The following is a 24,729-nucleotide window of genomic DNA, read 5'->3' as shown; positions in this document are numbered from 1 at the left end:
GATGCAGTCTTGGTCTGTGGAGTCCTTTCGTAACTGGCTCATCTCCCGCATCGCCGAGTTGACCGGTCTCGACCCGGTGGCGATCGACGGACACGAACAGTTCACCCGCTACGGGCTCGATTCGCGGACCCTCACCGCTCTCGCTGACGAGCTGAGCCAAGCGGTGGGCCACCCGGTTCGGCCACCCCTCGTCTGGCGCTACCCGAGCCCGTTCGCGCTGGCCGACCACCTCGCCGGTGCGGTGGAGGCGCCCACGGCGCCGACTCCGGCACGGGGCACGGACGATCCCATCGCCATCGTCGGACTCGCCTGCCGCTTCCCGAAGGCCCCCAGCGCTGAAAAGTTCTGGCGGTTGCTGACCGACGAGGCGAACGACGCGGTCACCGACCTCCCAGGTGGCCGCTGGGCGGGTCGGGCGCGCGGTGGATTCCTTGACCAGGTAGATCTGTTCGACCCGGCCTTCTTCGGCATCTCCCCGCGTGAGGCAGTGCACGTGGACCCGCAGCAGCGGCTGACGTTGGAGCTGGCCTGGGAGGCTCTGGAGGACGCAGGGATCCCGCCGCACGGGCTGGGCGGCAGCCGCACCGGCGTGTTCGTCGGCGCGATGTGGAACGAGTACGGCGCCGGCATCCGTGCCGATCCGGAACTGATCACCCAGCACACGCTGGCCGGTGGCGACCCCAGCATGATCCCCGCCCGTGTCTCCTACACCTTCGGTCTGCGCGGACCGAGCCTGCAGGTGAACACCGCATGCTCATCCTCGCTGGTCGCGGTGCACCTTGCCGCGCGCAGCCTTCGAAGTGGCGAATGTGACCTGGCGCTGGCCTGCGGGGTGAGCCTGATGCTCGCCGCGGACACGATGACCGCGCTGACCCGGTCCGGCGCGCTGGCCTCCGATGGCAGGTCGAAGGCGTTCGACGCACGGGCGGACGGCTACGGGAGGGGCGAGGGCGCCGGCGTCGTCGTGCTGAAACCGCTCGCCCGCGCGCTGGCCGACGGAGACCCGATCTACTGCGTGATCAGGGGCAGTGCGGTGAACAACGACGGGTTCAGCAACGGCCTGACAGCGCCGAACCCACAGGCGCAGGAGGAGGTGCTGCACGACGCCTATGCCCGCGCGGGCGTGGCACCCGCCGACGTCCAGTACGTCGAAGCGCACGGCACCGGGACCCTGCTCGGTGACCCGATCGAGGCGGGCGCGCTCAGTGCGGTACTGTGCGCGGGCCGCCCCCAGGAACGCCCGCTGGCCATTGGCTCGGTCAAGAGCACTATCGGGCACTTGGAGCCCGCGGGCGGGATCGCGGGGCTGATCAAGACCATCATGGCGATGCGCCACCGGGCACTGCCGCCGAGCGCGCAATTCGAGGAGCCGAACCGTCATATTCCGTTCCAGGACTGGCGCCTACGCGTGCCCCGGGAACTGGAGGAGTGGACCGGTGACGAGGACGGCCGCCTCCTCGCCGGGGTAAGCGCGTTCGGGTTCGGCGGGACGAACTGCCATGTAGTCCTCGAAGGTGGCGCTCCTGCGCCCATGCACTTGTTGCGGCTGTCCGCCGACACCGAGGACGACCTGCGCGACAGGGCACGCGGCCTGATCGCCGCCGGGGAGTTGCCCCCTGTCGACCAGTCGTACACCGCGGACATGACAGCGCAGGGCCCGCACCGGCTCGCCATCTCCTTTCGCGACCGCGGCGACCTCACCAAGGGTGTGGAGAGCTTCCTCAACGGTCACGCCGTTCCCGGTGTGGCCGTCGGCCGGGGGGACGGCGACCGGCCGAGGATCGCGTTCCTGTTCGGTGGCCAAGGTTCCCAGTGGGTCGGCATGGGGGCGCAACTGATGCGGGAGGAACCGGCGTTCCGCGGGGCGATCGCGGACTGCGAGGCGGCAATGAGCCCGCACGTGGACTGGTCGCTGAGCCGTCTGCTGGCATCCGCGGACACCGACTGGATCGAGTCCACCGAGCTCGCCCAGCCCGTGATCTTCGCCGTACAGGTCGCCATCGCCGAGTTGTGGCGCGACTGGGGCGTCGAGCCGGACGCCGTCGCGGGAATGAGCATGGGAGAAGTCGCGGCCGCGTACGTGGCCGGTGCCCTCCGTCTCGACGAGGCCGCCATGATCATGTGCAGGCGCAGCCGGATCGCACACCGGCTGACGGGGCGGGGCGGAATGGCCGTCGTCGAGCTGTCGGCGGAGGAAGCCCGCGAGCTGGTCCGGGAACACGAGGGGATGGTGTGGCTGGCCGGCAGCGCGGGTCCCCGGTCCACCGTACTCTCGGGCGACGGGGACACACTGCGCGTGATCCTTGACGCACTGGCGGCGCGATCGGTGCGGTGCGGGCTGATCAGGGTCAGCTATGCCTCGCACAGCCCGTATGTGGACGAGTTGCTGCCCGACATCCGCAAGGCGCTGGCCGGTCTGAGCCCCAGACGGTGCCGAAGGCCGTTCTACTCCTCGGTCACAGGGAAACGGATGGACGGCGAGGAGCTGGACGCCGAGCATTGGTTGCGTACCGAACGCGAGCCATGGCAGCTCACCGGCGTCATACGCAGCCTGCTCTCCGACGGATACCGCGTCCTCCTCGATGCGGACCCGCACCCGGTCCTCAGCGATGCAATCGAACAGCACGGCGCCTTGGCCGTGCCGTCACTGCGAAGGGGCGACCGTGGGCGGTCCACACTGATCGACTCGCTGGGAACCATGTACGCCCTCGGCGTGCCCGTACAGGCACATCAGGAGCGGGCCGAATTGCTGGTCCTCTCGGGGCGGACACGCGAAGCGTTGCACGAGGCGGCCTCGACGATGGCGGACCATCTGCTGGTACAGCGCGATGTCGCGTTGCACGACATCTGCTACACCGCTGGGGCACGACGCGACCACCACGAACACCGGCTCGCGGTGGTCGCTTCCTCACGGGAGGAGATGGCCGAGTCGCTGCGTAATGCCGTGTCCGGCGCGGCCGAGACGGCCGAGGTACACCAGCGTGAAACACCCCAGGTCGTGTTCCTGTTCTCGGGGCAGGGTTCGCAGTGGGCGGGAATGGGGCGAACGCTCCTGAGGGACGAGCCGGTGTTCCGCGGCGTCATCGAAGAGTGCGAGGAACTGCTGCGCCCGCTGACCGGCTGGTCGTTGTCGGCCGAACTGTGCGCGCCGCGGGCAACGAGCCGTCTCGACCAGACCGCGGTGGCTCAACCGGCCTTGTTCGCGGTCGAGATCGCATTGGCCCGGCTGTGGCAGTCGTGGGGGATCACCCCGGCAGCCGTGATCGGCCACAGTGTCGGCGAGATTGCGGCGGCCCATATCGCGGGAGCTCTGTCCCTTCCCGAGGCGTTGCGCGTGGTCCATCACCGGGGTCTGCTGATGGGGCGCGCGCCTGGCACGGGGGGAATGGCCGCGGTTGATCTGCCGGCCGACCGGATGGAGCCGATACTTGCCGAGTACGGTGATCGGCTCACGATCGCGGCGATCAACGACCCTGGTTCTGTGGTGGTCTCCGGGGAAACCGGCGCGCTGACCGAAATCCTGGAGCAGCTGCGGCATGACGGCGTCCACTGCCGTGAGCTGCGTGTTGACTACGCTTTCCATAGTCAGCAGATGGCGCCCGCCGGTGACGAGTTGGAACGCACGCTCGGTGCCGTACGGACAGTCCGGGGCGAACTGCCGATCTACAGCACCGTCACCGGCGAGCCGATCAAGGGCGAATCACTGGACGCCGCGTACTGGGCCGGGAACACCAGGCAGACCGTGCGTTTCGCTGATGCCGTCGATGGCGCGATATCGGCCGGCCATCGTGTGTTCCTTGAGGTGGGAGCGCATCCGGTCCTGCTGGAGAATGTGCGTCTGTGCCTGTCGGAACGTGACGTTCACGGCGGGGTCATCGGGTCCTTGCGACGCGGCGAGGACGAACACTCCGCGCTGCGCCAGGCGGCCGGTGCGCTCCATGTACGTGGTTGCCCGGTGGCCTTCGAACAGCTCCTCGGCCCGGGTCAGGTCGTACCGCTGCCTCCCTACGCGTGGCAGCGGAAGCGCTACTGGCTCGCCGCGACGTCCACGCAAGCCGGGCACCCGCTGCTCGGCTCGCGCCTGACGTCTTCCGTCGACGTCGGCACCCATTTCTGGCAGCGTGAGCTGACCCCTGCGCGGTTGCCCTACCTGGCCGATCTGCGAGTGCGAGGGAAGACCGTGCTGTCGGCCGCCGTGTTCGTCGAGATGGCCCTGGCAGCGGCAGCTCAGGCGTTCCCCACATCGGACATCGAGCTCGCCGATCTCGCGTTCGAGCAGATGCTCGACGTGGACGAGGCCGACGCACCGACCGCACAGACGGTGATCAGCGACCGGCTGCTCCAGGTATCCAGCCGCAGCGGTGACACCTGGGTGCGGCACATGGTGGCCACGGTCCGGCTCGACGCCGGACCGGAGCGCGTACACGAGACTCCGGAGCTGATCCGACAACGCATGCCGACGGGCCGGGACAGCGAGGAGCACTATCGCCGACTGGCTGAGGCCGGACTTGAGGCGGGCGAAAGCCTCCGTGGGGTAAGGGAAATCTGGTTCGGTCAGGGCGAGGTGCTGGCACGTGTCGCACCGGTTGAGGAAGAGCGGCACCGCGTCGCCGACTACCACATACATCCCGCGTTGCTCGACACGTGTCTCCAGGCAGTGGTGGCCCTGCGCAACGAGTCCGCGGGGCACCTCGTGACGGCACTGGGCCGGGTGCGGGTCCTCCGGCCACCGCTGGGCGAGGTCTGGGCGTACGGTCGCCTGCGGGACGACGGCGGTGACCTGTATCTGCTCGACGACGAGGGCCACGTCCTCGTCAGGATCGAAGGCGTAGGGCTGCGACCGGTCCCTGCCGACGCCGACCAGGATCGGCTGAACGGCCACCTGTACACCCTGGACTGGCAGCGGCAGGATCTCGAATCACCATCATCGCACCCTCCCGGCTCCTGGGTGGTACTGGCCGACGAGGAGGGCCCCGGTGCGGTCCTCGCCGGGAAACTGCGCGAGCTGGGAAGCCATTGCGTCGTCGTGACACCCCACCAGGCCGATCCCATGGACCCGCAGTCCTTGCGCACGGTCCTTGAAGGGACCGCAGCCACAGGCGTGGTGCACATGTGGAACCAAGGCGCTGCGAGTGTGTCGGCTCTGGCGGACGCGCTCATGGGTCTGGGGTGGCGGGACATACCCAGGCTCTGGCTGGTGACCCGTACAGCGCAGGCAGTCGGTGAGGAGCAGCACCCGGTATCCGTCGAGCACGCGCCACTGTGGGGGCTTGGCCGCGCGATCGCGCTCGACTATGCCGAGTTGAGGTGCAGCAGGGTCGATCTCGGCCCCGAACCCGACGATGACGAGACAGCCGCGCTGGCGGCCGAGTTGCGGCACGGCTACCGGGAGACCGATGTCGCGCTCCGTTCCGAAGGCAGGTATGTGGCCCGTCTGGTGAACGCGAACCTCCCGGCCGATCGAGAGATCTCCCTGCGTGGGGAAGGCACCTATCTCGTCGTCACGGCGGACGGCGCACTGGCGGAGTCGCTGACCGAATGGCTGACCGACCACGGAGCACGCACGATCCTCGTCTCCGACGGATCACCCGACGACGTGGCGGCGCTGTTCACCGATGCCCGGAGAATCACAGCACCACTTCGCGGAATCATCTGCGCCGAACACCGTTGTGCGTGGGAGCTCCATCAGCGGATGCTCGGACATCCGCTGGACATATTCGTGCTGTACTCCTCGGCCGCATCCTTGCTCGGCTGCCCCGGCGAGGCCGCGAACAGCGCGTTCCTGGACGCGATCGCACATCATCGCCGCGCGCTGGGACTGGCCGGGCTGAGTGTGAACTGGGCGCCGGCCGAGCTGACCGCCATGGGTGTCGAGGGCGTGACCTCCGTGGAGGGCCGACGAGCGCTGAGCCGCGCCCTGGGCTCGGGTGTCGGACAACTGGCCGTCATGAAGCTGAATCTCCGGCACTGGTTCGAGTCCTGGCCGAGCGCCACCGGCACACCGATGCTGGACGGACTGGAGCAAGCTGCGCAGGAAACCGGCTCATTCCACGAGCGGCTGACAGCGGCCGACCCCCCGCAGCGGCTTGCACTCGTCGAAGAGCATCTGATCGAGCAGCTAACTTTGACGCTGCGTCAGGAGTCCGCTGCCCTCGGCCGGGAGACGACGTTCCGGAGCATGGGGCTGGAATCGCTGATGGCGGTCGAACTGCGCAACCGCCTGGAGTCGACGCTTGGCGTGAACCTGTCCGTCGCCTTGCTGTTCACCTACTCCACCATCGCCACGCTGGCGACTCATGTCCTCGAAGCACTCGGCCTCGCCGAGTCCACGGCGGAATCCGGGCAGGAGGGCCAGGCGCCGACTTGGGACGACTGGACCGAATTGGAACAGGACATCGCCTGCATGTCCGACAGTGAGGCGGAATCGCTCCTCAAGGAGAGCATCCGGCTCTTCAGTGAGGGACCACACAATGAATGAGCAGTCGTCAGCCGTCAAACAAGCCCTCCTCACCATCAAGAAGCTCCAGGCCAGGCTCGACGCCGAGCAGCGGGCGAGGACTGAGCCGATTGCCATCATCGGAATGGGCTGCCGCCTTCCCGGGGGCGCGGCGAGCCCGGAGGAGTTCTGGCACCTCGTCGACGAAGGGGTGGACGCGGTCACCGAGGTCCCCCGGGACCGCTGGGAGGCCGGCACTGTCCCCTGGGGTGGATTCCTGTCCAGCGTGGACACATTCGACGCCGCGTTCTTCGGGATCGCGCCGCGCGAGGCCAAGGCGATGGACCCCCAACAGCGGCTGTTGCTCGAAGTCACCTGGGAAGCGCTCGAACGCGCCGGACAGCCACCGGACCGGCTCGTCGGTACATCCACCGGCGTCTTCGTCGGAGTCGTGGTGAACGATTACGACAAGGTGAGTACTGGCGAGCGCGACATCTACACGGTGACGGGCAACGGCCACTCCTTCCCGGCCGGGCGGCTGTCCTACGTGCTGGGCCTGCATGGACCGAGCATGGTGGTGGACACTGCCTGTTCCTCCTCGCTGGTCGCCATTCACCTGGCGTGCCAGAGTCTGCGGGCCCAGGAGAGCACGATGGCGCTGGCAGGCGGTGTGAGCCTGATGCTGGCCCCTGACATGACCGACATGATGGCCAGGGCGCGGGCACTGTCCCCGGATGGCCGCTGCAAGACCTTCGACGCCCGGGCCAACGGCTATGTCAGGGGCGAGGGCTGCGGGATGCTGGTGCTCAAGCGGCTGTCCGACGCCCTGGCCGACCGTGACCAGGTGCTCGCCGTGATACGCGGTGGCGCGGTGAACTCCGACGGCCGTTCCTCGGGCCTCACCGCGCCGAACGTGTCCGCCCAGAAGGCCCTGCTGCGGCAGGCTCTGCGCAGTGCGGAAGCCGATGGCGCGGACATCGGGTACGTGGAGACTCACGGCACCGGTACACCGCTCGGTGATCCGATCGAGGTCGACGCACTGACGGACGTGTACGGCGCGCCGAGGCCGGACGGTTCCCGCTGTGTGCTCGGCGCGGTGAAGACCAACATCGGGCATCTGGAGGCCGCGGCCGGAGTCACTGCAGTCATCAAGACGGTGCTCGCCATGCAGCACGAGCGGGTCCCGGCGAACCTGCACCTGCGCACGCTGAACCCGCGTATCGACCTGTCCGCGACCGCGCTCACCCTGCCGGACACGCCCCTCCCGTGGCCGCAGCGGGACGGTCGGCCGCGCATGGCGGGTGTCAGCTCATTCGGTATCAGCGGCACCAACGCACATCTCATCCTGGCCGAGGCGCCCGTGACCACTCCCGGCACATCGGCCGCGGTCCCGGGCAGTCCCGCTCTGATCCCCGTCTCGGCGCGTGACCAGGCAGCGCTGGACGAACTGGTCGACGCCTACCGAAGACTCTTGGACGAAGGCCGGGACGACCCGGAGGACCTCGCCTACACCGCAGCCGTGCGGCGCCCCCACCACACGCACCGAGCCGCGTTCGTCTTGGACGGACCGGCCGCACCGCGTCTGATCACGGGCGCCGTGGCGGCGCGGCCCAAGGTGGTGTTCGTCTTCCCGGGGCAAGGCTCGCAATGGCTCGGCATGGGGCGGGAGCTGTACGAGCACGAGCCCGCTTTCCGCAAGGCGATCGATGCCTGTGACAAAGCAGTCCGAGACGAGACGGGCTGGTCGCTCACCGAGGAGCTGCACGCCGACGCGGCCTCAGCACGACTGGACCGCATCGACGTCGTACAGCCCCTCCTGTTCGCGATACAGACAGGGCTCGCCGCCCTGTGGCGGTCGAAAGGCGTGGAGCCGGACGCGGTGGTGGGCCACAGCATGGGTGAGGTGGCCGCAGCTCACGTGGCTGGAGCCCTCACCCTGGCCGACGCGGTACGAATCGTCTGCCGTCGCAGCCGGTTGTTGCTCCGGTTGAGCGGGCGGGGCGCGATGATGCTCGTCGAACTGCCACTCGTGCAGGCGCGGCGCGTGGTGTCCCCCTTCGCCGAGCGGATCTCGGTCGCAGCCGCCAACAGCGCGCGGACGACCGTCCTGTCCGGCGACCCCGGGACACTGGAGGAGCTGCTGGCGGAGCTGTCCAAGGCGGGCGTCTTCTGCCGCCGCATCAAGGTTGAGGTCGCCTCGCACAGCCCCCAGGTGGATGCGCTCACTGATGAGCTGCTGCGCGAACTCGACGGCCTTACGCCGAGCTCCACCACCGTGCGGATGCATTCCACAGTGCTGGCACGGCCATGCGACGGTGCGGAGCTGGATTCCACGTACTGGGTGCGGAACCTCCGTGCACCAGTGTTGTTCTCACAAGCCGTCAAAGAGCTCATGGCGGATAGAAACACCCTGTTCGTCGAAGTGAGCCCCCATCCGATCCTTCTGCCTGCGATCGAAGAGGACGAGGGGACGGCGTTTCCGTCGTCGCGGCGGGAACACGGCGAGCGGTCGGTGTTCCTGGAATCACTGGCCGAACTGTACGTCCGCGGCTTCCCTGTGACATGGACGGCGTTGCACCCCGACGGTGGCCGGTGTGCGAAGTTGCCCACCTATCCGTGGCAGCGCGAACGGTACTGGGTGGACGCTTCCCCGGTAGCGCGGTCCGCCGACGGGCATCCCCTGCTGGGCGAGCCCGTCAGCCCGGCGTCGTCGCCGGGTACCCGGGTCCGGGAACGCAAGCTGGACCTGCCGTTCCTGGCCGACCACAAGGTCGACGGTTCGGTGGTCCTTCCGGCCACGGCCTATGTGGAGCTGGCTCTGGGCTCATCGGTCTCGCCTTCAGTGCTGGAGGACGTTTCCTTCATCCATATGGCGGTGCTGGAACAGAACGGTTCGGGATTCGTACAGCTCATTGAGGAAGCGGACCGCTTCGAGGTGTTCGCCCGCCTCACCTCCGACGAGCCGTGGACGCGCTGCGCATACGGTTCCGTACGCCTCTCGGACACGACCGCGGCGCCCTCCAGCGAGCCGCCGTGGGAGATACGGCGACGGTGCCCCACCCCGGTGACGGCGGCGGAACACTACGAGCAGTACGCGCGGCACAGCATCGACTACGGACCCGCCTTCCGCGGTGTGGAGGAGATGTGGACCGGAAACGGCGAGGGGATCGGACTCGTCTCCCTTCCTGTCCCCGCTGCCCCCTACGTGTGCCACCCCGCGCTCCTGGACGCGTGCTTCCAGGTGCTGGGCAGCCTGATGGGCACACAGGGATCACGAGCTTTGGCCGTACCGGTGAGCATGCGTCGGCTGAGGTTGCATCGCAGGCCGGGGGGACGGGTGTGGGTGCACGCACGCCTGGATCCCACCGGGGACGCAGGCTCCCTGCTGGTCCTCAATGACGAGGGGCAGGTCCTCATCGAGGTCGAGGGGCTCGCGGTACGGACGCTGACCAGCGCGCCACCATACGCGGACTGGCTCTACGAGTTGGAGTGGCGTGCCCTGGAGCAGCTCGCGATGCCCTCGGCCGACCTGCCCTCCACCGGCCCGTGGATCGTGCTCGCCGACCGGTCGGGGGTTGGAACCGCGCTCGCCGCCGAGCTCGAACAGCGCGGTGAGAAATGCGTCGTCGTCGCGGCGCAGGAGATCGACCATGCCAACGACGACGCGTGGAACGACCTGCTCGACAGGGCTCTCGGCGATGGGCCGGCGTGTGCGGGAGTGGTACATCTGTGGAGCCTGGACACCACCACCACCCAGCACACCACGGCGGAAACGCTGATGGAGGACCAACAGCTCGCGGGGCTCAGCACAATGAGCCTCGTTCGCGCGATCGCACGCCGCCGCTGGCGCGACCATCCCCGCTTGTGGCTGGTCACCAAGGGAGCGCAGGACGTCGACGGCGGACCGGTCGAGGTGTCGCAGGCACCACTGTGGGGGTTGGCCAGGTCGCTGGCCATGGAGCAGCCCGAGCTGAACTGCACCCGGGTGGACATCGACCCCCAGTGGGAACGGCGCCAGGCAGCGCGGGAACTTCTGCCCGAGCTGATCGCCCCTGACGGCGAGGACGAAGTCGCCCTGCGTTCCGGCGGACGGCACGCGGCCCGGCTCGTCCGCTCCTCGGTCGACGCGGCACCGGGACAGGCCACTATGGGCGACGGCACCTACCTCATCACCGGTGGTCTCGGCGGGCTGGGACTCGGCCTGGCCGGATGGCTGGCCGAGCATGGCGCCCGGCATCTGGTGCTGGTGGGCCGCCGCGGCCTTTCACCGGAAGCCGAACAGCGCATCGACGAGATCAGAGCGGGCGGCGCCGAAGTGGTCGTCGCCACCGCGGACGTGACTTGCCGGGACGAACTGGCAGGCGTGCTCACCGACATCGAGGCGCGAATGCCGCCTCTGCGCGGCGTTGTGCACGCGGCGATGGTGCTCGACGACAGCACTGTGCTGCGCATGAACGCGGAGCAGTACGACAGGGTCATGGCGCCGAAGGTGCAGGGCGCGTGGAACCTGCACGCCCTCACCGAGAACCGTAAGCTCGACTTCTTCTTGCTGTACTCATCGGCCGCCGTTCTGCTGGGCTCGCCGGGCCAGGCCAACTACACCGCGGCCAACGCCTTCCTCGGTGCACTCGCCCGGCACCGCCGGGCCCTAGGCGCCCCCGCGCTGTGTGTGGACTGGGGTCTGTACTCCCAGGCGGGCATCATGGCCGCTAGGGACGCCGACGAGCAGCGCCTGGCGTACCGGGGCGTAGGCACGATCACCCCGGAGGAGGGCACCGAAGTTCTCGGCCGACTGCTGCTGGGCACGATCGGCCAGATAGCCGCGGTGAAGCTGAACCTGCGGCAGTGGCTGGAGTTCTATCCGGCCGCCGCGGGGGCGTCGATCTTCGCCGAGCTGCGCGACGCGGAGTGGGTCACCTCACCGGACGCCTCGGCAGGCACGGACTTCTACAGCCGGCTGCGCGCCGCAGGTCCCCAGCAGCGCCGTCGGCTGATCGAGGACGTGGTCACCGAACAGCTCGGCCGCATCCTGCACCTCGACCCCGGGCGGATCGACCCCTCCGCCGTGTTCACCGGCATGGGTGTGGACTCGTTGATGGCTCTCGAACTGCGCAACCGCCTGGAGTCTGCGCTCGGCGCGCGGTTGTCCATCACGGTGCTGTTCACCTCGCCGACCGTGGCCGCGCTGAGCGAGCAGCTGCTGGACAAGCTCGGCATGGCAGAGGCCGCCGCCCCCGACGGCCTCCACGGGCTGGGCACCGACGAACTGCTCGCGCTGATCGACAGCGCGATCGACCGTATCGAAGGAGGCGGCCGGGGATGAGTACCGGCGGGGACATCGAGGCCAGGTACCGCTCGCGGCTGGTCAAGGCGGCAACCGCGCTGCGCGAGCTGGAGGAGCGGGTCGAGCGGCTCCATCGGGAGAAAACCGAGCCCGTCGCGGTGATCGGCATGGGCTGCCGCTTCCCCGGAGGCTCGGACGATCCGGAGGCTCTGTGGCGATTGTTGTCCGACGGGACGGACACGGTTTCCGAACGTCTCACCCAGTCCCCGGTGGACGCGGTGAGATGGGGTGCGTTCCTGTCCGGTACGGACGAGTTCGACGCGGCGTTCTTCGGCATCTCACCGCGGGAGGCGGAGCGGCTCGATCCCCAGCAACGGCTACTCCTCGAGGTCGCATGGGACGCGCTGGAGGATGCCGGAATCGTGCCACGGCGGCTCTCGGGCAGCGACACCGGTGTATTCGTCGGCATGACCACCAACGATTACCTGCTGCTCAGCTCGGAAGCAGGCGCACGGGACGGCCATACGGGCACCGGTACGACCCATTGCTTCGGCCCGGGCCGGCTGTCGTACACGCTGGGGCTGCGCGGACCGAACATGGCGGTGGACACCGCATGTTCCTCGTCACTGGTAGCCGTTCATCTGGCGATGCAGAGTCTGCGCAGTGGCGAGAGCTCACTGGCGCTGGCCGGCGGCGTGAACCTGATCCTCACCGACTCGACCACCGAGATGGTGGCCGATCTCCAGGCCCTGTCGCCCGATGGCCGGTGCCGCACCTTCGACGCGCGTGCCAACGGGTTCGTCCGTGGCGAGGGCTGCGGTTTCATCGTGCTGAAGCTGCTGTCCGACGCCCTCGCCGACAACGACCGCGTGCTGGCCGTCCTGCGCGGCAGCGCGGTGAACTCCGACGGCCGGTCGGCCGGGCTGACCGCGCCGAACGTCACGGCGCAACGGGAAGTGCTGCACAAGGCGCTGACCAACGCGGGAGTCCGCGCAGCGGAGATCGGCTATGTGGAAACCCACGGCACCGGCACGGCGCTCGGGGATCCGATCGAGATCGAGGCGCTGGCGGAGGCGTTCGGCGCACCCAGGCCGGACGGTTCCCGCTGTGTGCTCGGCGCGGTGAAGAGCAACATCGGGCATCTGGAAGCCGCAGCCGGTATAGCCGGGCTGATCAAGGCCGTGCTGGCGCTGCGGCACAAGGAGATTCCGGGGAACCTCCACTTCAACACCCTCAACCCGAGGATCTCCTTGGCGGGCACTCCGTTCGAGATTCCTCGCGGCACGGTGTCGTGGACAGCCGGGGAGACGCCGCGTCTCGCCGGGGTCAGCTCGTTCGGCATGAGTGGTACCAACGCACACGTCATCGTCGCCGAGCCACCGGAGACCGAACCTGCGGAGCCCGCCGAGGGCCCGGTACTGCTGCCGCTGTCGGCACGGACCCCGAAGGCGTTGACCGAGCTGGCGCAAGCGTACGCGGGCTTCCTGGAGCAGGCTGACGATCTGCGGGATGTCGCCTACACCTGCGGGGTCAGACGCGAGCACCACGAACGAAGACTTGCTGTCGTCGGCGGATCCGCGACGGAACTGGCGGACGCGCTGCGCGCGGTCACCCCGGGGCCGAAGGCCACTGACCGACCCACGGTGACCTACGTCTTCTCCGGGCAGGGGGCTCGGTGGGACGGGATGGCAAGAGAGCTGCTGGCCACCGAACCCGTCTTCGCCGCCGCACTCACGGAGTGCGACGCGCTCGTCGCACGGCACGCGTCGTTCTCACTGCTGGAGGAAATCGCAGAGCCCGCCGCGGCACGACTGACCGAGATCGCCCAGCCCGTGCTGTTCGGCGTGCAGGTAGCGTTGGCGGCGTTGCTGTCCTCGTGGGGTGTGGAACCGGACGCCGTGGTCGGACACAGCGTGGGCGAGATCGCGGCCGCACACATAGCCGGTGCGCTGAGCCTGCCCGAGGCCGTCCGGCTGGTGGTCCTGCGCGGCCGGGCGATGGCGGGCGCCAGCGGATCGGGGGCGATGGCCGCGGTCGCGCTCGGTCCGGCGGACGTATCAGCCGTGTTGTCCAGCATGGACACCGACGTCGTGGTGGCTGCGGTCAACGACGCCCGCTCCGTTGTGTTGTCGGGTGCCGTGGACGATCTGGCCGAAGTCGTCGAACGCCTTCGGGCACAAGGGGCACGCTGCCGCGGGCTGGACGTGGACTACGCGTTCCACTCACCGCGGATGACTTCGCCGGCCGAGCGGCTCGCACGGGATCTGGGCCCCGTCGGGGCAGGCTCGACGAAGTGCGCCCTGTACAGCACGGTGCGTGGTGAACAGGTCGCCGGCGACGAGCTGACCGCTGTGTACTGGACGGCCAATATGAGGCAGCCGGTCCTGTTCGCGGACGCGGTGCGGGCCGCGCACGCCGATGGGCACCGGGTCTTCGTCGAAGTGGCACCGCATCCTGTGCTGTCGGGTCATGTCCGGAACGATCTCGACGAAGCAACGGTGATACCCACGCTGCGCCGGGAACAGCCAGAGGTTCGGGGGCTGCTCAGCGCCATGGGCGCGCTCTACACGAGCGGGTATCCCGTCGACTTCGCCCGGCTGTACCCGGAGCGCCGCCGAGTGGTGTCCCTGCCTGCCTATCGGTGGCAGCGCAAACGCCACTGGCTGGATGTTCCCAAAGCACAGCGGAGCGCCACAATGCTGGACCCGCTGCTCGGGACCCGGCTGGACGTCGCGGGCACTCTGGCGGTGTTCGACGCGGAGTGGACGGCCGTCGCGGATGAGGTGAGCGTGCAAATCGCGGTGCGGGCGGCCGCGGAGGCCGCGCTGGACGTGGACACGGTACGGGTCAGCGACTTCGCCACGCGGGGGAGGCTGCCGGCGCCATGCCGCGTACAACTGGTCGTGACCGCGTCGGACGGCGCTGCAGCGGTGGTCACCGTGTACACCAGGGCAGGCGAAGAGGGCTGGACGTTGCATGCCACAGGACGGGCCGAGGCGGAGAGTCCGGACTCCTGGCTGGAGGAACTGCTCATCCTCTCCGAGACCGAGCGAGAAGCCGCCGTCGTGGCTGCCGTGTGTACCGACGTGGCCACGGTATTGGGACTTTCCTCGCCGCTGGAGGCCATGGCCGACCAGTCGCTGATGGAGCTCGGCATGGACTCTCTGATGACCGTGCAACTGCGGCATGAACTTTCCGCACGGACCGGCTGGGCACTTCCCGCGACCCTGGCGTTCGATTATCCGACGGCCCGGGCCATCGCCCGGTACCTGCTGGACCTGCTCGTTACGGACGGAACGGAGGATGACACGCTGTGAAGGTCTATGGGACGACCACCAGCGCCTGCACGCACAAGGTGCTGATGGTGCTGGCCGAGAAGGGCTACGAGGCGGAACTGGTCGAGGTGAGCGTCCTCAAGGGCGAGGACAAATCGCCGGAACACCGGGCCCGCCAGCCTTTCGGAGAGATACCGGTGCTGGAGGACGACGGCTTCCTGCTGTACGAGTCCAGGGCGATCATCCGCTACCTCGACCAGCGGCTGCCCGGCCCGCTGCTGACCCCTGCCGACATCCGCCGACGCGGGTTGATGGAACAGTGGATCAGCATCGAGCAGTCCTACATCAGCGGCCCCGTATGGACGCTGGTCAGAGGCGGCCCGGTCTACGACATCATCCGGCGCAGCCCGGGCGCCAAGCTGATGCCGCCTCCGCCGGACGCCGCCGGGATCAGTACCGCCCGTGCCGAACTGGCCGAGGCCTTTGACGTCGCCGAGACAACGCTGGCCGGGCAGCAGTTCCTCGCGGGTCCTGAGTTCTCGCTCGCCGAGGTCACCTGGCTGCCCTACCTCCAGTACCTCTTCGCCTCCGGCGGAGGCGACCTGGTGACCGAGCGGCCGAACATGTCCAGATGGTGGCAGGAGATCAGCAAGCGTCCGACGTGGATGAAGGTGGGCAGGGTATTGGAAGCAATGGAATGAACAGGTTCGACGTGTGGGGCGAGCACATGAGCGTGGACCCGCTGCCGACGCTCGCCACGATGCGGGCCGAGGCGCCCGTGGTACGCCTGATAAACCCCCATCAGGGCGCGCCGGAATGGGTCGTGACCCGCTACGCCGATGTGGCGGAGTTGCTGCGTGATCCCCGCTTCAGCAAGGCCAAGCACAAGCTCTCCGATCACGCGCGCTCCCAGTACTTCAAGGTGTCCGAGCTGGAACGGCTCGACAAGCACATGCTCTACGCGGAGCCACCCGATCACACCAGGCTTAGGTCACTGGTGGCGAAGGCGTTCACACCACGCCGCATCAGGGACCTGCACCCGTACATCGCCGATGCCGCCGGAAAGCTGCTCGCCGAAGCACAGCAACAGGACTCGGTGGATCTGCTGGACGTCCTGGCCTTCCGGCTGCCCCTCGCCGTGCTCACCGAGCTGATCGGGGTCCCGGAGGAGGACCAGGAACGATTCCGGGAGTGGACGGGCATCCTGGTGGCCCCGGGCGACTTTGACGCGTTGCGGCGCATGGCCACCGAGTTCGAACAGTACCTGGAGCAGTTCCTCGCGCTGCGCCGCCGCAGCCCGCGGAACGACCTCACCAGCGCGCTGATCGCGGCCGAGGAGAGCGGTGACCGGCTGTCGTCGACTGAGCTGATGAGCATGCTCTTCGTTTTGATCGCGGCGGGCTTCGAGACCACTGGGAATCTGATCGGCAACGGCGTATGGGCGCTCCTGCGCCACCCGGACCAGCTGCGGCGCTTGCGCACCGACCCCGTGCTGATCGGCTCCGCCGTCGAGGAGGTGCTGCGCTACTGCCCGCCGGTGAAGAACACCACCGGCGCGTTCCCGTTGAGCGATGTCGAGTTCCGTGGCGTGGTCATCCCGGCGGAGGAGATGGTCACCGGCTCGCTGCTCTCCGCGCATCACGATCCCGAGCAGTTCGCCGACGCACAGCGATTCGACATCACCAGGACACCGAACCGGCATCTCGGGTTCGGTCTCGGCACCCATTTCTGCCTCGGCGCCGCGCTGGCACGCCTGGAGGCCACGGTGGCCATCGACACCCTGCTGCGGACTGCCCCCAAGTTGGCGTTCGCCGTGGAGTCGGACACGTTGCGGTGGAAGGACGGCGTGTTCGTCCATGGCTTGGAGACACTGCCGGTCACCTGGGAGCCCTGAGGCGGCCCCACCGAAGCGTCTTTCGGCACCGTTCGGAACAGTGAAGAGTCCTTCGAAGAACATTGAGCAGCAGACGGGGTGAACACGGTGCGAGTACGTCAGGCGACACCGGACGAAATGGGCGACATCATGGCCGTGGAACAGGACTGGGAGGAGTCCCAGCGAGCCAGCGTCGACCAGATGCTGATCCGGCTGCAAGCCTTCCCCGAGGGATTCTGGCTGTTCGAGCAGGACGGTGAGGTGGTGGGCACGCTGATGGGCTTTCCGATGTGGTACTCCCCCGACCAGGTGTCCGAACTGAGCAGCTGGGACGCCGTGACCAACCAGGGCTATTATCCGGAGATTGATCTGACTTCGGCGAACGCGCTGTATCTTGCCTCAGGTTCGCTAAAGCGCATCGCGAGGGGCAGCACGGCGTACTCGACGATGATGGAGGTACCGGTCGGCCTCGCGCGGCGGCTCGGTCTCGGCTACGTCCTGGCCGGTGCCAAAATCCCCGGCTACGACGCCTACTGCCGCCGGTTCGGCGAGATCGAAGCGCGTGACTACGCCTTCCTTGAGCTCAACGGCTGCCTGGTCGACCCGTTCCTGGAGATGTACCGCGGCCATGACTATCTCGTGCCCGACCGGACGCATATCGTTCCCGACTACTACCCGGACGCGATGAGCAGGGACTATGGGGCGATCGTGGTGCGGCGCGTGGCTTGACGAGTTGCTGGCTTCTTTAGTACTGCGACGGTGCTTGCCGTGACTGATGACCAGGTCGGTTGTTGGTGTGTTTATGGGTGGGGACCTTGCTGGTGTCAGGTTGTGGGCGGGTGAGCTGGATGCGGTGCATGAGCGGTTTGTGCACCGTTTCAGCAGGTCGGAGCCAAGGGAGTCGGCACTGGCCCATATGCGGGACCTGATCGCTCCGCTGCAGCGGAAGAACGGCTGGACGCTGGCGGAGGAGGCCGGCCACGAGGGTCCCGACCGTTCATCGGATGCTGAACCGGATCGAGTGGGACGCGGATGAGGTGCTCGACGACGTGCGGCAGTACGTGCTCGACAACCTCGGTGACCCCAACGCCGTTCTGGTCGTGGACGACACGGGCTTCTTGAAGAAGGGAATGCGGTCGGCCGGGGTGCAGCGGCAGTACTCCGGCACCGCCGGGCGGACGGAGAACTGCCAGGTCGGCGGCTTCCTCGCGTATGCAACCGACCGCGGGCGGACACTGATCGACCGGCGTCTGTATCTGCCCACCTCCTGGACCGACGACCGCGCAAGGTGCCGCCGGGCCGGCATCGACAACGAGGTTGCCTTCGAGACCAAAGTGGCCATGGCCAAGGCGATGGTCCGCCGCGCCATCGCGGACAAGTTTCCGTTCGGGTAGGTGACCGCGGATGCCGCCTACGGGTTCAGCAAAGGCTGGCGATCGGAACTGGAGCGGGCGGATGTCTTCCACGTCATGGCCACCACCCGCCACGACACCGTGGTCACCCGCTGGACGATCGGCCATCCCGTCCACGACCTGTTCAACGGTCTTGCCCAGCAGAACTGGAAACGCCGTTCCTGCGGCAGCAGGGCTCACGGCCTGCGGATCTACGACTGGGCACGCGTCGAGGTCCGGCCCTGGCACCGGCCCGACCGCCGCCACTGGGTCATCGCCCGCCGCAGCGTTGCCCGACCGCAGGAGATCTCCTCCTACATTGCCTACTGCCCCGCCCAGACCACCCTGGACGACCTGATCCGCATCGCGGGCAGCCGATGGGCCATCGAGGAGTGCTTCCAGAGCGCGAAACAGGAATGCGGCCTGGACGACTACCAGGTCCGCCACTACCCCGGCTGGCACCGACACATGACCCTCGCCATGGCCGCCCTCACCTGCCTGACCGTCCTGCGAGCCGGCGAACTGGATGCCGGGAAAGCAGAAACGGATCCTCCCGGCTCATCCACCTCAGCCTCGCCGAGATACGACGGCTGATCACCGGCCTCACCGACCGCCTGCCCGCCCCCGTCGAGCACATCCTGCACTGGTCGGCCTGGCGCCGAAGACGACAACACCAGGCGCGCACCAGCCACTACAGACGGCGCGGACACAGCCCCTGAACTGGCCAGCAGTCACCACAAGCACCGTTGAAGTACCAGGCCTGCCCGGCGAGGGGATGCCTTCACGTCTCGGCGCGGCGGAACTTACGGTTTGTGGGTTACCCAGAGCAGTTCCGCCGGCCAGCGGTGTGCCCAGTCGGGTGGGTCGGTTTCGTTGTAGCCGTTGGGTGTTCCGAGTTCGGGCCGCGGCTCGATGAGGTCGTCGATGATGAGACCCGCGCCGCGCAGGACCTTGACCCAGCCGCCGTAGGTGAGCTGATAGCTGGTCGCGCCGCCGTCTTCGGCGATGGTGTTCAGCCCGAAGTAGTCCTGCTGCAGCGTCGTGGTCACGCGGCTGGCGGCTTCGTCGTAACAAGCTTCGAACCATGGGCTGGCAACGTTGAACACCAGGCGCCCGCCTCGGCCCAAGACGCGTGCGGCCTGCGGGACGGCCAGGTGCGGGGGCGCCCAGCTGAGCCCACCGAAGTCGCAGAACACCAGGTCGAAGCTGTCGGCTGCGAAGGGGAGTTGTTCGGCGGCGCCTTGCACCAGCGGGTAGCGGGCCGCTCCCATCGCGTCGGACGCTGCGGCGAGTTGGGCTTCGGACAGGTCGAGCCCGACCACGGTGGCGCCCTCGGCGGCGAGCGCCCTGGACCACTGGCCGGCGCCGCAGCCGAGTTCGAGGACGCGCTTGCCGGTGACGTCGCCCAGGGCGTTCAGGCGCGCGTCGGGGATGGAGTACATGCCCCACAGCCGGGGTGTGGCGCCGATTTGCGGGTCGTGCTCGTGCTGGTAGGCGCTGCTGATCCGGTTCCAGAGCCGCCGGTTGGCGGGGATGCTGTCCACGGGCCGACTCCAGCACTGCCTGCCGGGGGCGGTCAACACGATTAGGGCACTGGCCGGCCCTCGCCCCGGTCCGGCCCTGGCTCGGCCCATGATCCGCCGGACGAGCCCTAGCCCCGTCGGCCCCGGTCGGCCGTGGCCCCCCAAGCGCGCTCGAACAGCTCCGGCACCGGGCAGGACGGAACCGCCGCCATATGGGCCGTCGAACGGTGCTCGCGGGTCAGCGGGAGCAGGGCCCGCCTGGCCGACTCGACCGGGAGGCGCGGGGGCTTGGTCTCCTGCCAGGGACCGGGCAGGAAGAGCGAGCGGCCCGCGCGCGGGCGGGCGGCGCGGACGACCAGGCCCGTCCTGTCCAGCGCGGCGCAGGCGGCCTTGAAACGCGCGGGCTTCCAGCCCGTCCACTGCTTCACGTTGCGGTCCGTCGGGTCGGGCAGGGCCAGCAGCATGAGGTGGAGCGCCGCCGCGTCCTCGTCCAGGCCGTGCCGCGTGGCGCACTCCGCCACGAGATGCGGCACTGAACGGGCCGGGTGCTGCTCCCAGCCCGGCGCGGCCCCTTCGTCGGCGCTCAAGTGCGTGCCCAGCGCCGCGAATCCGTCGTCCAGGAGCAGCCGCAGGTCCGCGAGCGCGGGCAGCCCGCCGGGCGCGGGGAGCCACTGGGACGGCAGGACGGAGTCGAGGTAGGCATCGAGGGTGTCCAGGAGCGGGTCGTCGGCGCCCTTCAACAGGGATGGCTCGACGCGGAGATGGCGTACCTCGTACGTCGCGTCCTCGGTCACCGTGACCGCCTCATGGCCGGTGAGCGCGTCCGTGGAGGGCGGGTCGCCCATCAGATAGTTGCTCTGCAGCGAGAAGAGGCGCAGCGGGCCGGGCCCGGAGGACAGCTCCTCGCGGAGGTGGATGATCGCGGCGCCGACGGCGGGCCGCAGCGGGTCGCCCGCCGGCGTGCGGTACGCGAGCCAGGCCGCGGCGCGGGGCAGCGCGAGCAGGTCCGGCTCGCCCGCGATGCCCGACGGGTCGGGGGTCAGGCAGGCGGCGCCGGAGGCGACGCGGCCCAGCAGCGAGGGCAGTCGGAGCACGGGCCGGCCCTCCTCGCCGTGGAAGTCGAAGTGGCCCCGCACCCGCCGGAGCGGCTGCTCGCCCTCGGGCGGCGTCGTCTCCTTGACGGCGAGGGGAAGCAGCGCCTGCGGCACGGGGGTCGGCGCGCCGAACTCCTCCTGCCACCAGGCCACCGCGCGCGCCACATCGGGCCCGGAGGTCCACAGCGCCTCCGGGTCGTCCGGGAGCAGCCGCTCCACGAGCTCGGCGGCGCGGTCGGGGGCGAGGAACTCGCCCAGGGTGTCGGCGGCCCACCACCCCTCCTTCTCCTTGACGTTCCACGCGCCGAGGTCCACGTGGCGGAAGCCCCCGCTGGGGTCCAGCTCCGCTGCCTGATACGGGGCGGAGATGACGTAGCCGATGAGGACGTGGGCCGCCTCGGCAGCCGAGAGGCCCGTGCCCTCCGCCAGCGCACGGGCCGCCTCGGGGTGCACCGGCGGCCTGCCGCGCTCCTCGTGCAGCTCGGCGAAGCGCCGGAACCACGCGCCGGGCCGCACGGGCTCCAGCACGTACGCGCCGGTGAACGCGGCGCCCGCCGGGGCCAGCGGCCCGCTCTCGGCGAAGGTGCCCTCGGGCGCGTACTCCAGGAGCAGACGGCGCGTTGTCTCTCCCGCGCTCACGACAACGGCGGCGGACGTCGCCGTGCGGAATGCGGCGCCTGCGGGAGCGACGTCCCAGATGGCGAGCGACGTCCCGCCCTCGGGGATGTCGCACGACACGACCCGCCAGTGCCCCGGGTCCCCGGCGACGAACGGGTAGGCGGCGTAGGCGCGCAGAGCGTCGAACGCGGGTGTCCGGTCCGGGCCCTGGGCCGTGGTGCGCAGGACGTGCACGGCGGCGTACGCGTGTGCCTCGCGGAGGTCGACGTCACGCCATTTCGGCATCTCGATCTTCGTCGCGGGCGCGCTCAGATCGATGTCCCCGGCCGGCTCCCCGCAGCCGGCCAGCGCGCGCAGCTCCTCGCAGACCCGGACCACCGGGTCCCTCGGCCTGGGGGGCGCGGGCTTCGCGTCCTCGGGGGTGAGGCGGTCGACGAGGTAGGCGAGGCCCGCGCGGCAGTTGGCGGCCCTCACCAGCGCCAGGTACGCCTCCTCGGTGGCCCCCTCGTCCGTCACCAGCTCCGGCAGCTCCTCGGCGAGGACGGCCCGGTTGGCGCGCACGCGGTCGGTCACCCACTCCGGCTGGAGCTTGCCGACCACCGCCTCCACGCGCTCGCGCGGGAGCCCGGAGGGGGCCCCGGGCAGCCCGGCCAGCTCGTCCATCAGCGGCGGCAGGATGTTCACGGCGGCGAAGTCGGCCGCCGCCTCCGCGTCCCTGAGCACCTGCGGCACCACCACGCCGACGTGCACGAAACGGCCGAGCAGCAGCGTCAGCTCCCGGAGCCCGGGGCCCGTGCGGAGCCGTGCGCGCTCCCGCGCGCACCAGGCGCGCATCTCCTCGTGCCCCGCCGGGTTGTCGAACAGCTTCGGGACGGAGCGCCAGCCCTTGGTCTCGTGCGGCTGGTACCAGGCGTTGTCGCCGTCCCGGTCGTCGCACGTCATCTCCAGGGAGCCGCGCACCCGGGCGCGCAGCTCGCGTCCGTACCGCTCATCGGCGCGGAGGTGGGCCAGCTCGGGGCGGCGGGCGACCGTCACATAGCTCAGATACGCCGGGCCCAGGGCCTCCGGCGGGTCGCAGACGGGCGCGCCGTGCTCCAGGAGGACGTCGACGAGGTCGAGCACGGTGGCGTCCTGCCCGCGCTGGGTCTTCGTCAGGAAACGGAACTCGACCGGCACCCCGTCGGCCTTCAGTCGGGGCGCGATCAGCTCGGCCACCTCGTACAGCTCGGCGGGCGGACCGTTGCGCGGGTCGTGGTGGCGGGCGCAGGCGGACAGCCAGCGGGCCGCCTCTCCGTCGGGCAGGCCCGGCTCGTCGCCGGTGAGCAGCGCGAGGGCGCCCGTACGGTCGAGGAGCTCGCGCCAGAACGCGCCGCTCCCGCCCCAGCCGTGCGGGCGGAGGCGGAGCGCCGCGCGGGCGGCCTCCGGGCCACGGGCGCGCAGCAGGTCCATGGCGCGGCCCTTGAAGCAGGACTGCCACAGCTTGTCGTCGTCGAGCGAGATGCCGTGCGCGGTGACGATCTCGTGGAGCACCCCGGCCAGCGTTTCCTCCGGGTCGAGCCCGGCGGCCTTGGCGATCTTCCGTATGTCGGTGGCGAGCTGGGGATACAGCTCGCCCGTCGCGGTCAGCCGGGCGAGGACGAGCGCGCGGAACCGGTCCACGTCCTCCGCGCCGGGAGCCCCTTGCTTCCCTGTGCCCATCAGCTCGCGGGCCCGCTCGCGCAGGACCGTCGCGGCGAGGGCGCCGGCCCGCGCGTACGTGAGATAGCGCGCGTCCAGCCAGCGCTGGTCGGCCTCTCGGGCCTGGAACCGCTCGCCCTTGCGGGCGCGGCCGAACCAGGCGGTGGCGGCCGCCTCGTCCTTGTTCCGCAGCGCGAAGTCGGCCATTCCATCGAGGAGGGTGACCAGCAGCGCGGGCGCGGTCTGGTCGAGCCCGGCCAGGACGGAGTCGACGTCCTTCTTGAAGACGTGCCGCCAGCCGAACGTCTCCTCGCGCAGCGCGCGAATCTTCTCCAGGGCAGGACCCTCCAGGCCCGGGTGCGCGGCGAGGACGCGCTCGGGGAAGGGCAGTTCACCACCGGAGGGGTCGGGGAGGCCGGTCGCGAACAGGCCGCCGGGCTCCGGCTCCCAGCCGTCCGCGCGCATCAGCATGTCGCGGTACGGGACGGCGTCCTCCACGAGCAGTTGCGTACGGGTCACATCGAACGGCCCGGTGTAGGTACGGGCGAACAGCGCGCCGTCGGCGTACCCGTCGGGCCTGTCCCCGCGCAGCCCCACGCCCTCCTCGTCCAACACCAGCCGCCACACCGGGTCCGCCTCGGCGAGGACGCGGGGCGCGTACTGTCCGGCCGCCGCCCAGGCGCTGGCGAGGGCGCGGCACTCGTCGCGGTGCGTCTCCAGCTCGTGGCGCACCCGCGCGAACGCCGCCAACTCCGGCGTGCCCTTCAGCTCTCGGGGCTGCTTCTTGAGGGGTCGGCCGGAGGTTCCGTAGTAGACGGTCTTCAGGTCGTCCGTCAGCTCGGCGGCGTAGCCGTCCTTCTCGATACGCATGCGCATGCGGCGCGCTCTCCCCCAGTGTGGACGATCAACCGTGCCGCATAGCGTACGGACGACCACCGACATCCTCGTACCAGTCTCTCCGTTCAGCTCTCCCCACTGGCGGCCCGGCATCCGCGGGCGCCCCACGCCTACGAGTCGTCGTCTTGCGTCTCGTCTCTCTCCACCAGCCCGAGCCATTCGAGGTCGCGGCGCGCACTTCGATGCCTGACCGGGGGTGCTCTCATCGAGGCGTCGGGCCATCCGGCGCACACGAGAGTTCGGCCGCCTCCAGGCGTCCGGACTGACCTGCTCGACGATGGGAGCCTGGTCAGGCCAATGCAGTTGCTTTTGAGCTGCTGAGATCGTTGCCCCGCGTGTGACGGGGTGGGGTGCGGGCCGGCGGGTGCGGATCGGCATCCTGACGAAGGTGTTCACGGCCGAGCTGGTCGACTCGGCGATAGCCAAGCACGACCGGGCCGAGCGGCGCCGCCGACTCCTGCCAGCCCGGCTGGTCGTGTAATTTGTCCTGGCGCTGTGCCTCTTCGCCCGTGAGTCGTACGAAGAGGTGCTGCGAGTCCTGAGCAGCGGCATTGCGGGCAGTCGAACCCTGGCGAGGGTGAACCGGTCGTCGTTACGCAGAGAGCGAGCCCGGCTCGGGGAGTCGGGGAGGACGTGTTAGTACTGCGACGGTGCTTGCCGT

The 24,729-nt window shown here is 69.4% G+C and carries 8 protein-coding genes and 2 pseudogenes; 8 read left to right on the top strand and 2 right to left on the bottom strand.

The window, feature by feature from the left end:
* Window positions 1-16: 16 nt before the first annotated feature.
* From ACTWQF_RS10215 to ACTWQF_RS10185, 7 genes and pseudogenes are all read left to right on the top strand, one after another.
* Window positions 17-6,478, top strand: a complete 6,462-nt coding sequence (locus ACTWQF_RS10215; protein WP_443278848.1) for an acyltransferase domain-containing protein — start codon at window positions 17-19, stop codon at window positions 6,476-6,478.
* Entirely contained in the window at window positions 6,471-11,759 is a 5,289-nt protein-coding gene (locus ACTWQF_RS10210) for a type I polyketide synthase (protein ID WP_443278847.1), read from the top strand. Before ACTWQF_RS10215 ends, ACTWQF_RS10210 begins: the two co-directional genes overlap by 8 nt.
* A complete protein-coding gene (locus ACTWQF_RS10205) occupies window positions 11,756-15,037 on the top strand; it encodes a type I polyketide synthase (RefSeq protein WP_443278846.1) in 3,282 nt (1,093 codons plus the stop codon). The genes ACTWQF_RS10210 and ACTWQF_RS10205 overlap by 4 nt, the downstream gene beginning before the upstream one ends.
* Window positions 15,034-15,696 carry a glutathione S-transferase family protein gene (locus ACTWQF_RS10200; protein WP_443278845.1) on the top strand — a complete coding sequence of 221 codons (663 nt, stop codon included), beginning with the start codon at window positions 15,034-15,036 and terminating at the stop codon, window positions 15,694-15,696. Before ACTWQF_RS10205 ends, ACTWQF_RS10200 begins: the two co-directional genes overlap by 4 nt.
* Window positions 15,693-16,889, top strand: coding sequence for a cytochrome P450 family protein (locus tag ACTWQF_RS10195; protein WP_443278844.1), 1,197 nt, complete (start codon window positions 15,693-15,695; stop codon window positions 16,887-16,889). The genes ACTWQF_RS10200 and ACTWQF_RS10195 overlap by 4 nt, the downstream gene beginning before the upstream one ends.
* A 117-nt stretch (window positions 16,890-17,006) precedes the next feature.
* The gene (locus tag ACTWQF_RS10190; protein WP_443278843.1) at window positions 17,007-17,597 is read left to right on the top strand and encodes a hypothetical protein; all 591 of its coding nucleotides are present in this window, start codon (window positions 17,007-17,009) and stop codon (window positions 17,595-17,597) included.
* 73 nt (window positions 17,598-17,670) lie between these two features.
* Window positions 17,671-18,853 (top strand): annotated as a pseudogene (locus ACTWQF_RS10185) (IS701 family transposase).
* A 209-nt stretch (window positions 18,854-19,062) separates the two neighbouring features.
* Here the strand turns inward: ACTWQF_RS10185 and ACTWQF_RS10180 are convergent.
* The gene (locus ACTWQF_RS10180; RefSeq protein ID WP_443278842.1) at window positions 19,063-19,803 is read right to left on the bottom strand and encodes a class I SAM-dependent methyltransferase; all 741 of its coding nucleotides are present in this window, start codon (window positions 19,801-19,803) and stop codon (window positions 19,063-19,065) included.
* A 107-nt stretch (window positions 19,804-19,910) separates the two neighbouring features.
* Window positions 19,911-24,047, bottom strand: coding sequence for a hypothetical protein (locus tag ACTWQF_RS10175; protein ID WP_443278841.1), 4,137 nt, complete (start codon window positions 24,045-24,047; stop codon window positions 19,911-19,913).
* Window positions 24,048-24,405: 358 nt separating this feature from the next.
* Between ACTWQF_RS10175 and ACTWQF_RS10170 the strand changes: the two are divergent.
* Window positions 24,406-24,708, top strand: a pseudogene (locus ACTWQF_RS10170) (transposase domain-containing protein).
* Window positions 24,709-24,729 lie beyond the last annotated feature (21 nt).

It is taken from the genome of Streptomyces sp. 8N114, assembly GCF_052245835.1.
In the GTDB taxonomy this organism is placed as follows: Bacteria; Actinomycetota; Actinomycetes; order Streptomycetales; family Streptomycetaceae; genus Streptomyces.
This window is presented reverse-complemented; position numbering and strand designations above follow the sequence as displayed.

Excerpts from the sequence above, each read along its gene's own strand:
- ACTWQF_RS10210 (WP_443278847.1), top strand. The coding sequence starts at position 6,471 with ATGAATGAGCAGTCGTCAGCCGTCAAACAAGCCCTCCTCACCATCAAG.
- ACTWQF_RS10205 (WP_443278846.1), top strand. The coding sequence starts at position 11,756 with ATGAGTACCGGCGGGGACATCGAGGCCAGGTACCGCTCGCGGCTGGTC.
- ACTWQF_RS10195 (WP_443278844.1), top strand. The coding sequence starts at position 15,693 with ATGAACAGGTTCGACGTGTGGGGCGAGCACATGAGCGTGGACCCGCTG.
- ACTWQF_RS10190 (WP_443278843.1), top strand. The coding sequence starts at position 17,007 with ATGGGCGACATCATGGCCGTGGAACAGGACTGGGAGGAGTCCCAGCGA.
- ACTWQF_RS10175 (WP_443278841.1), bottom strand. The coding sequence starts at position 24,047 with ATGCGCATGCGTATCGAGAAGGACGGCTACGCCGCCGAGCTGACGGAC.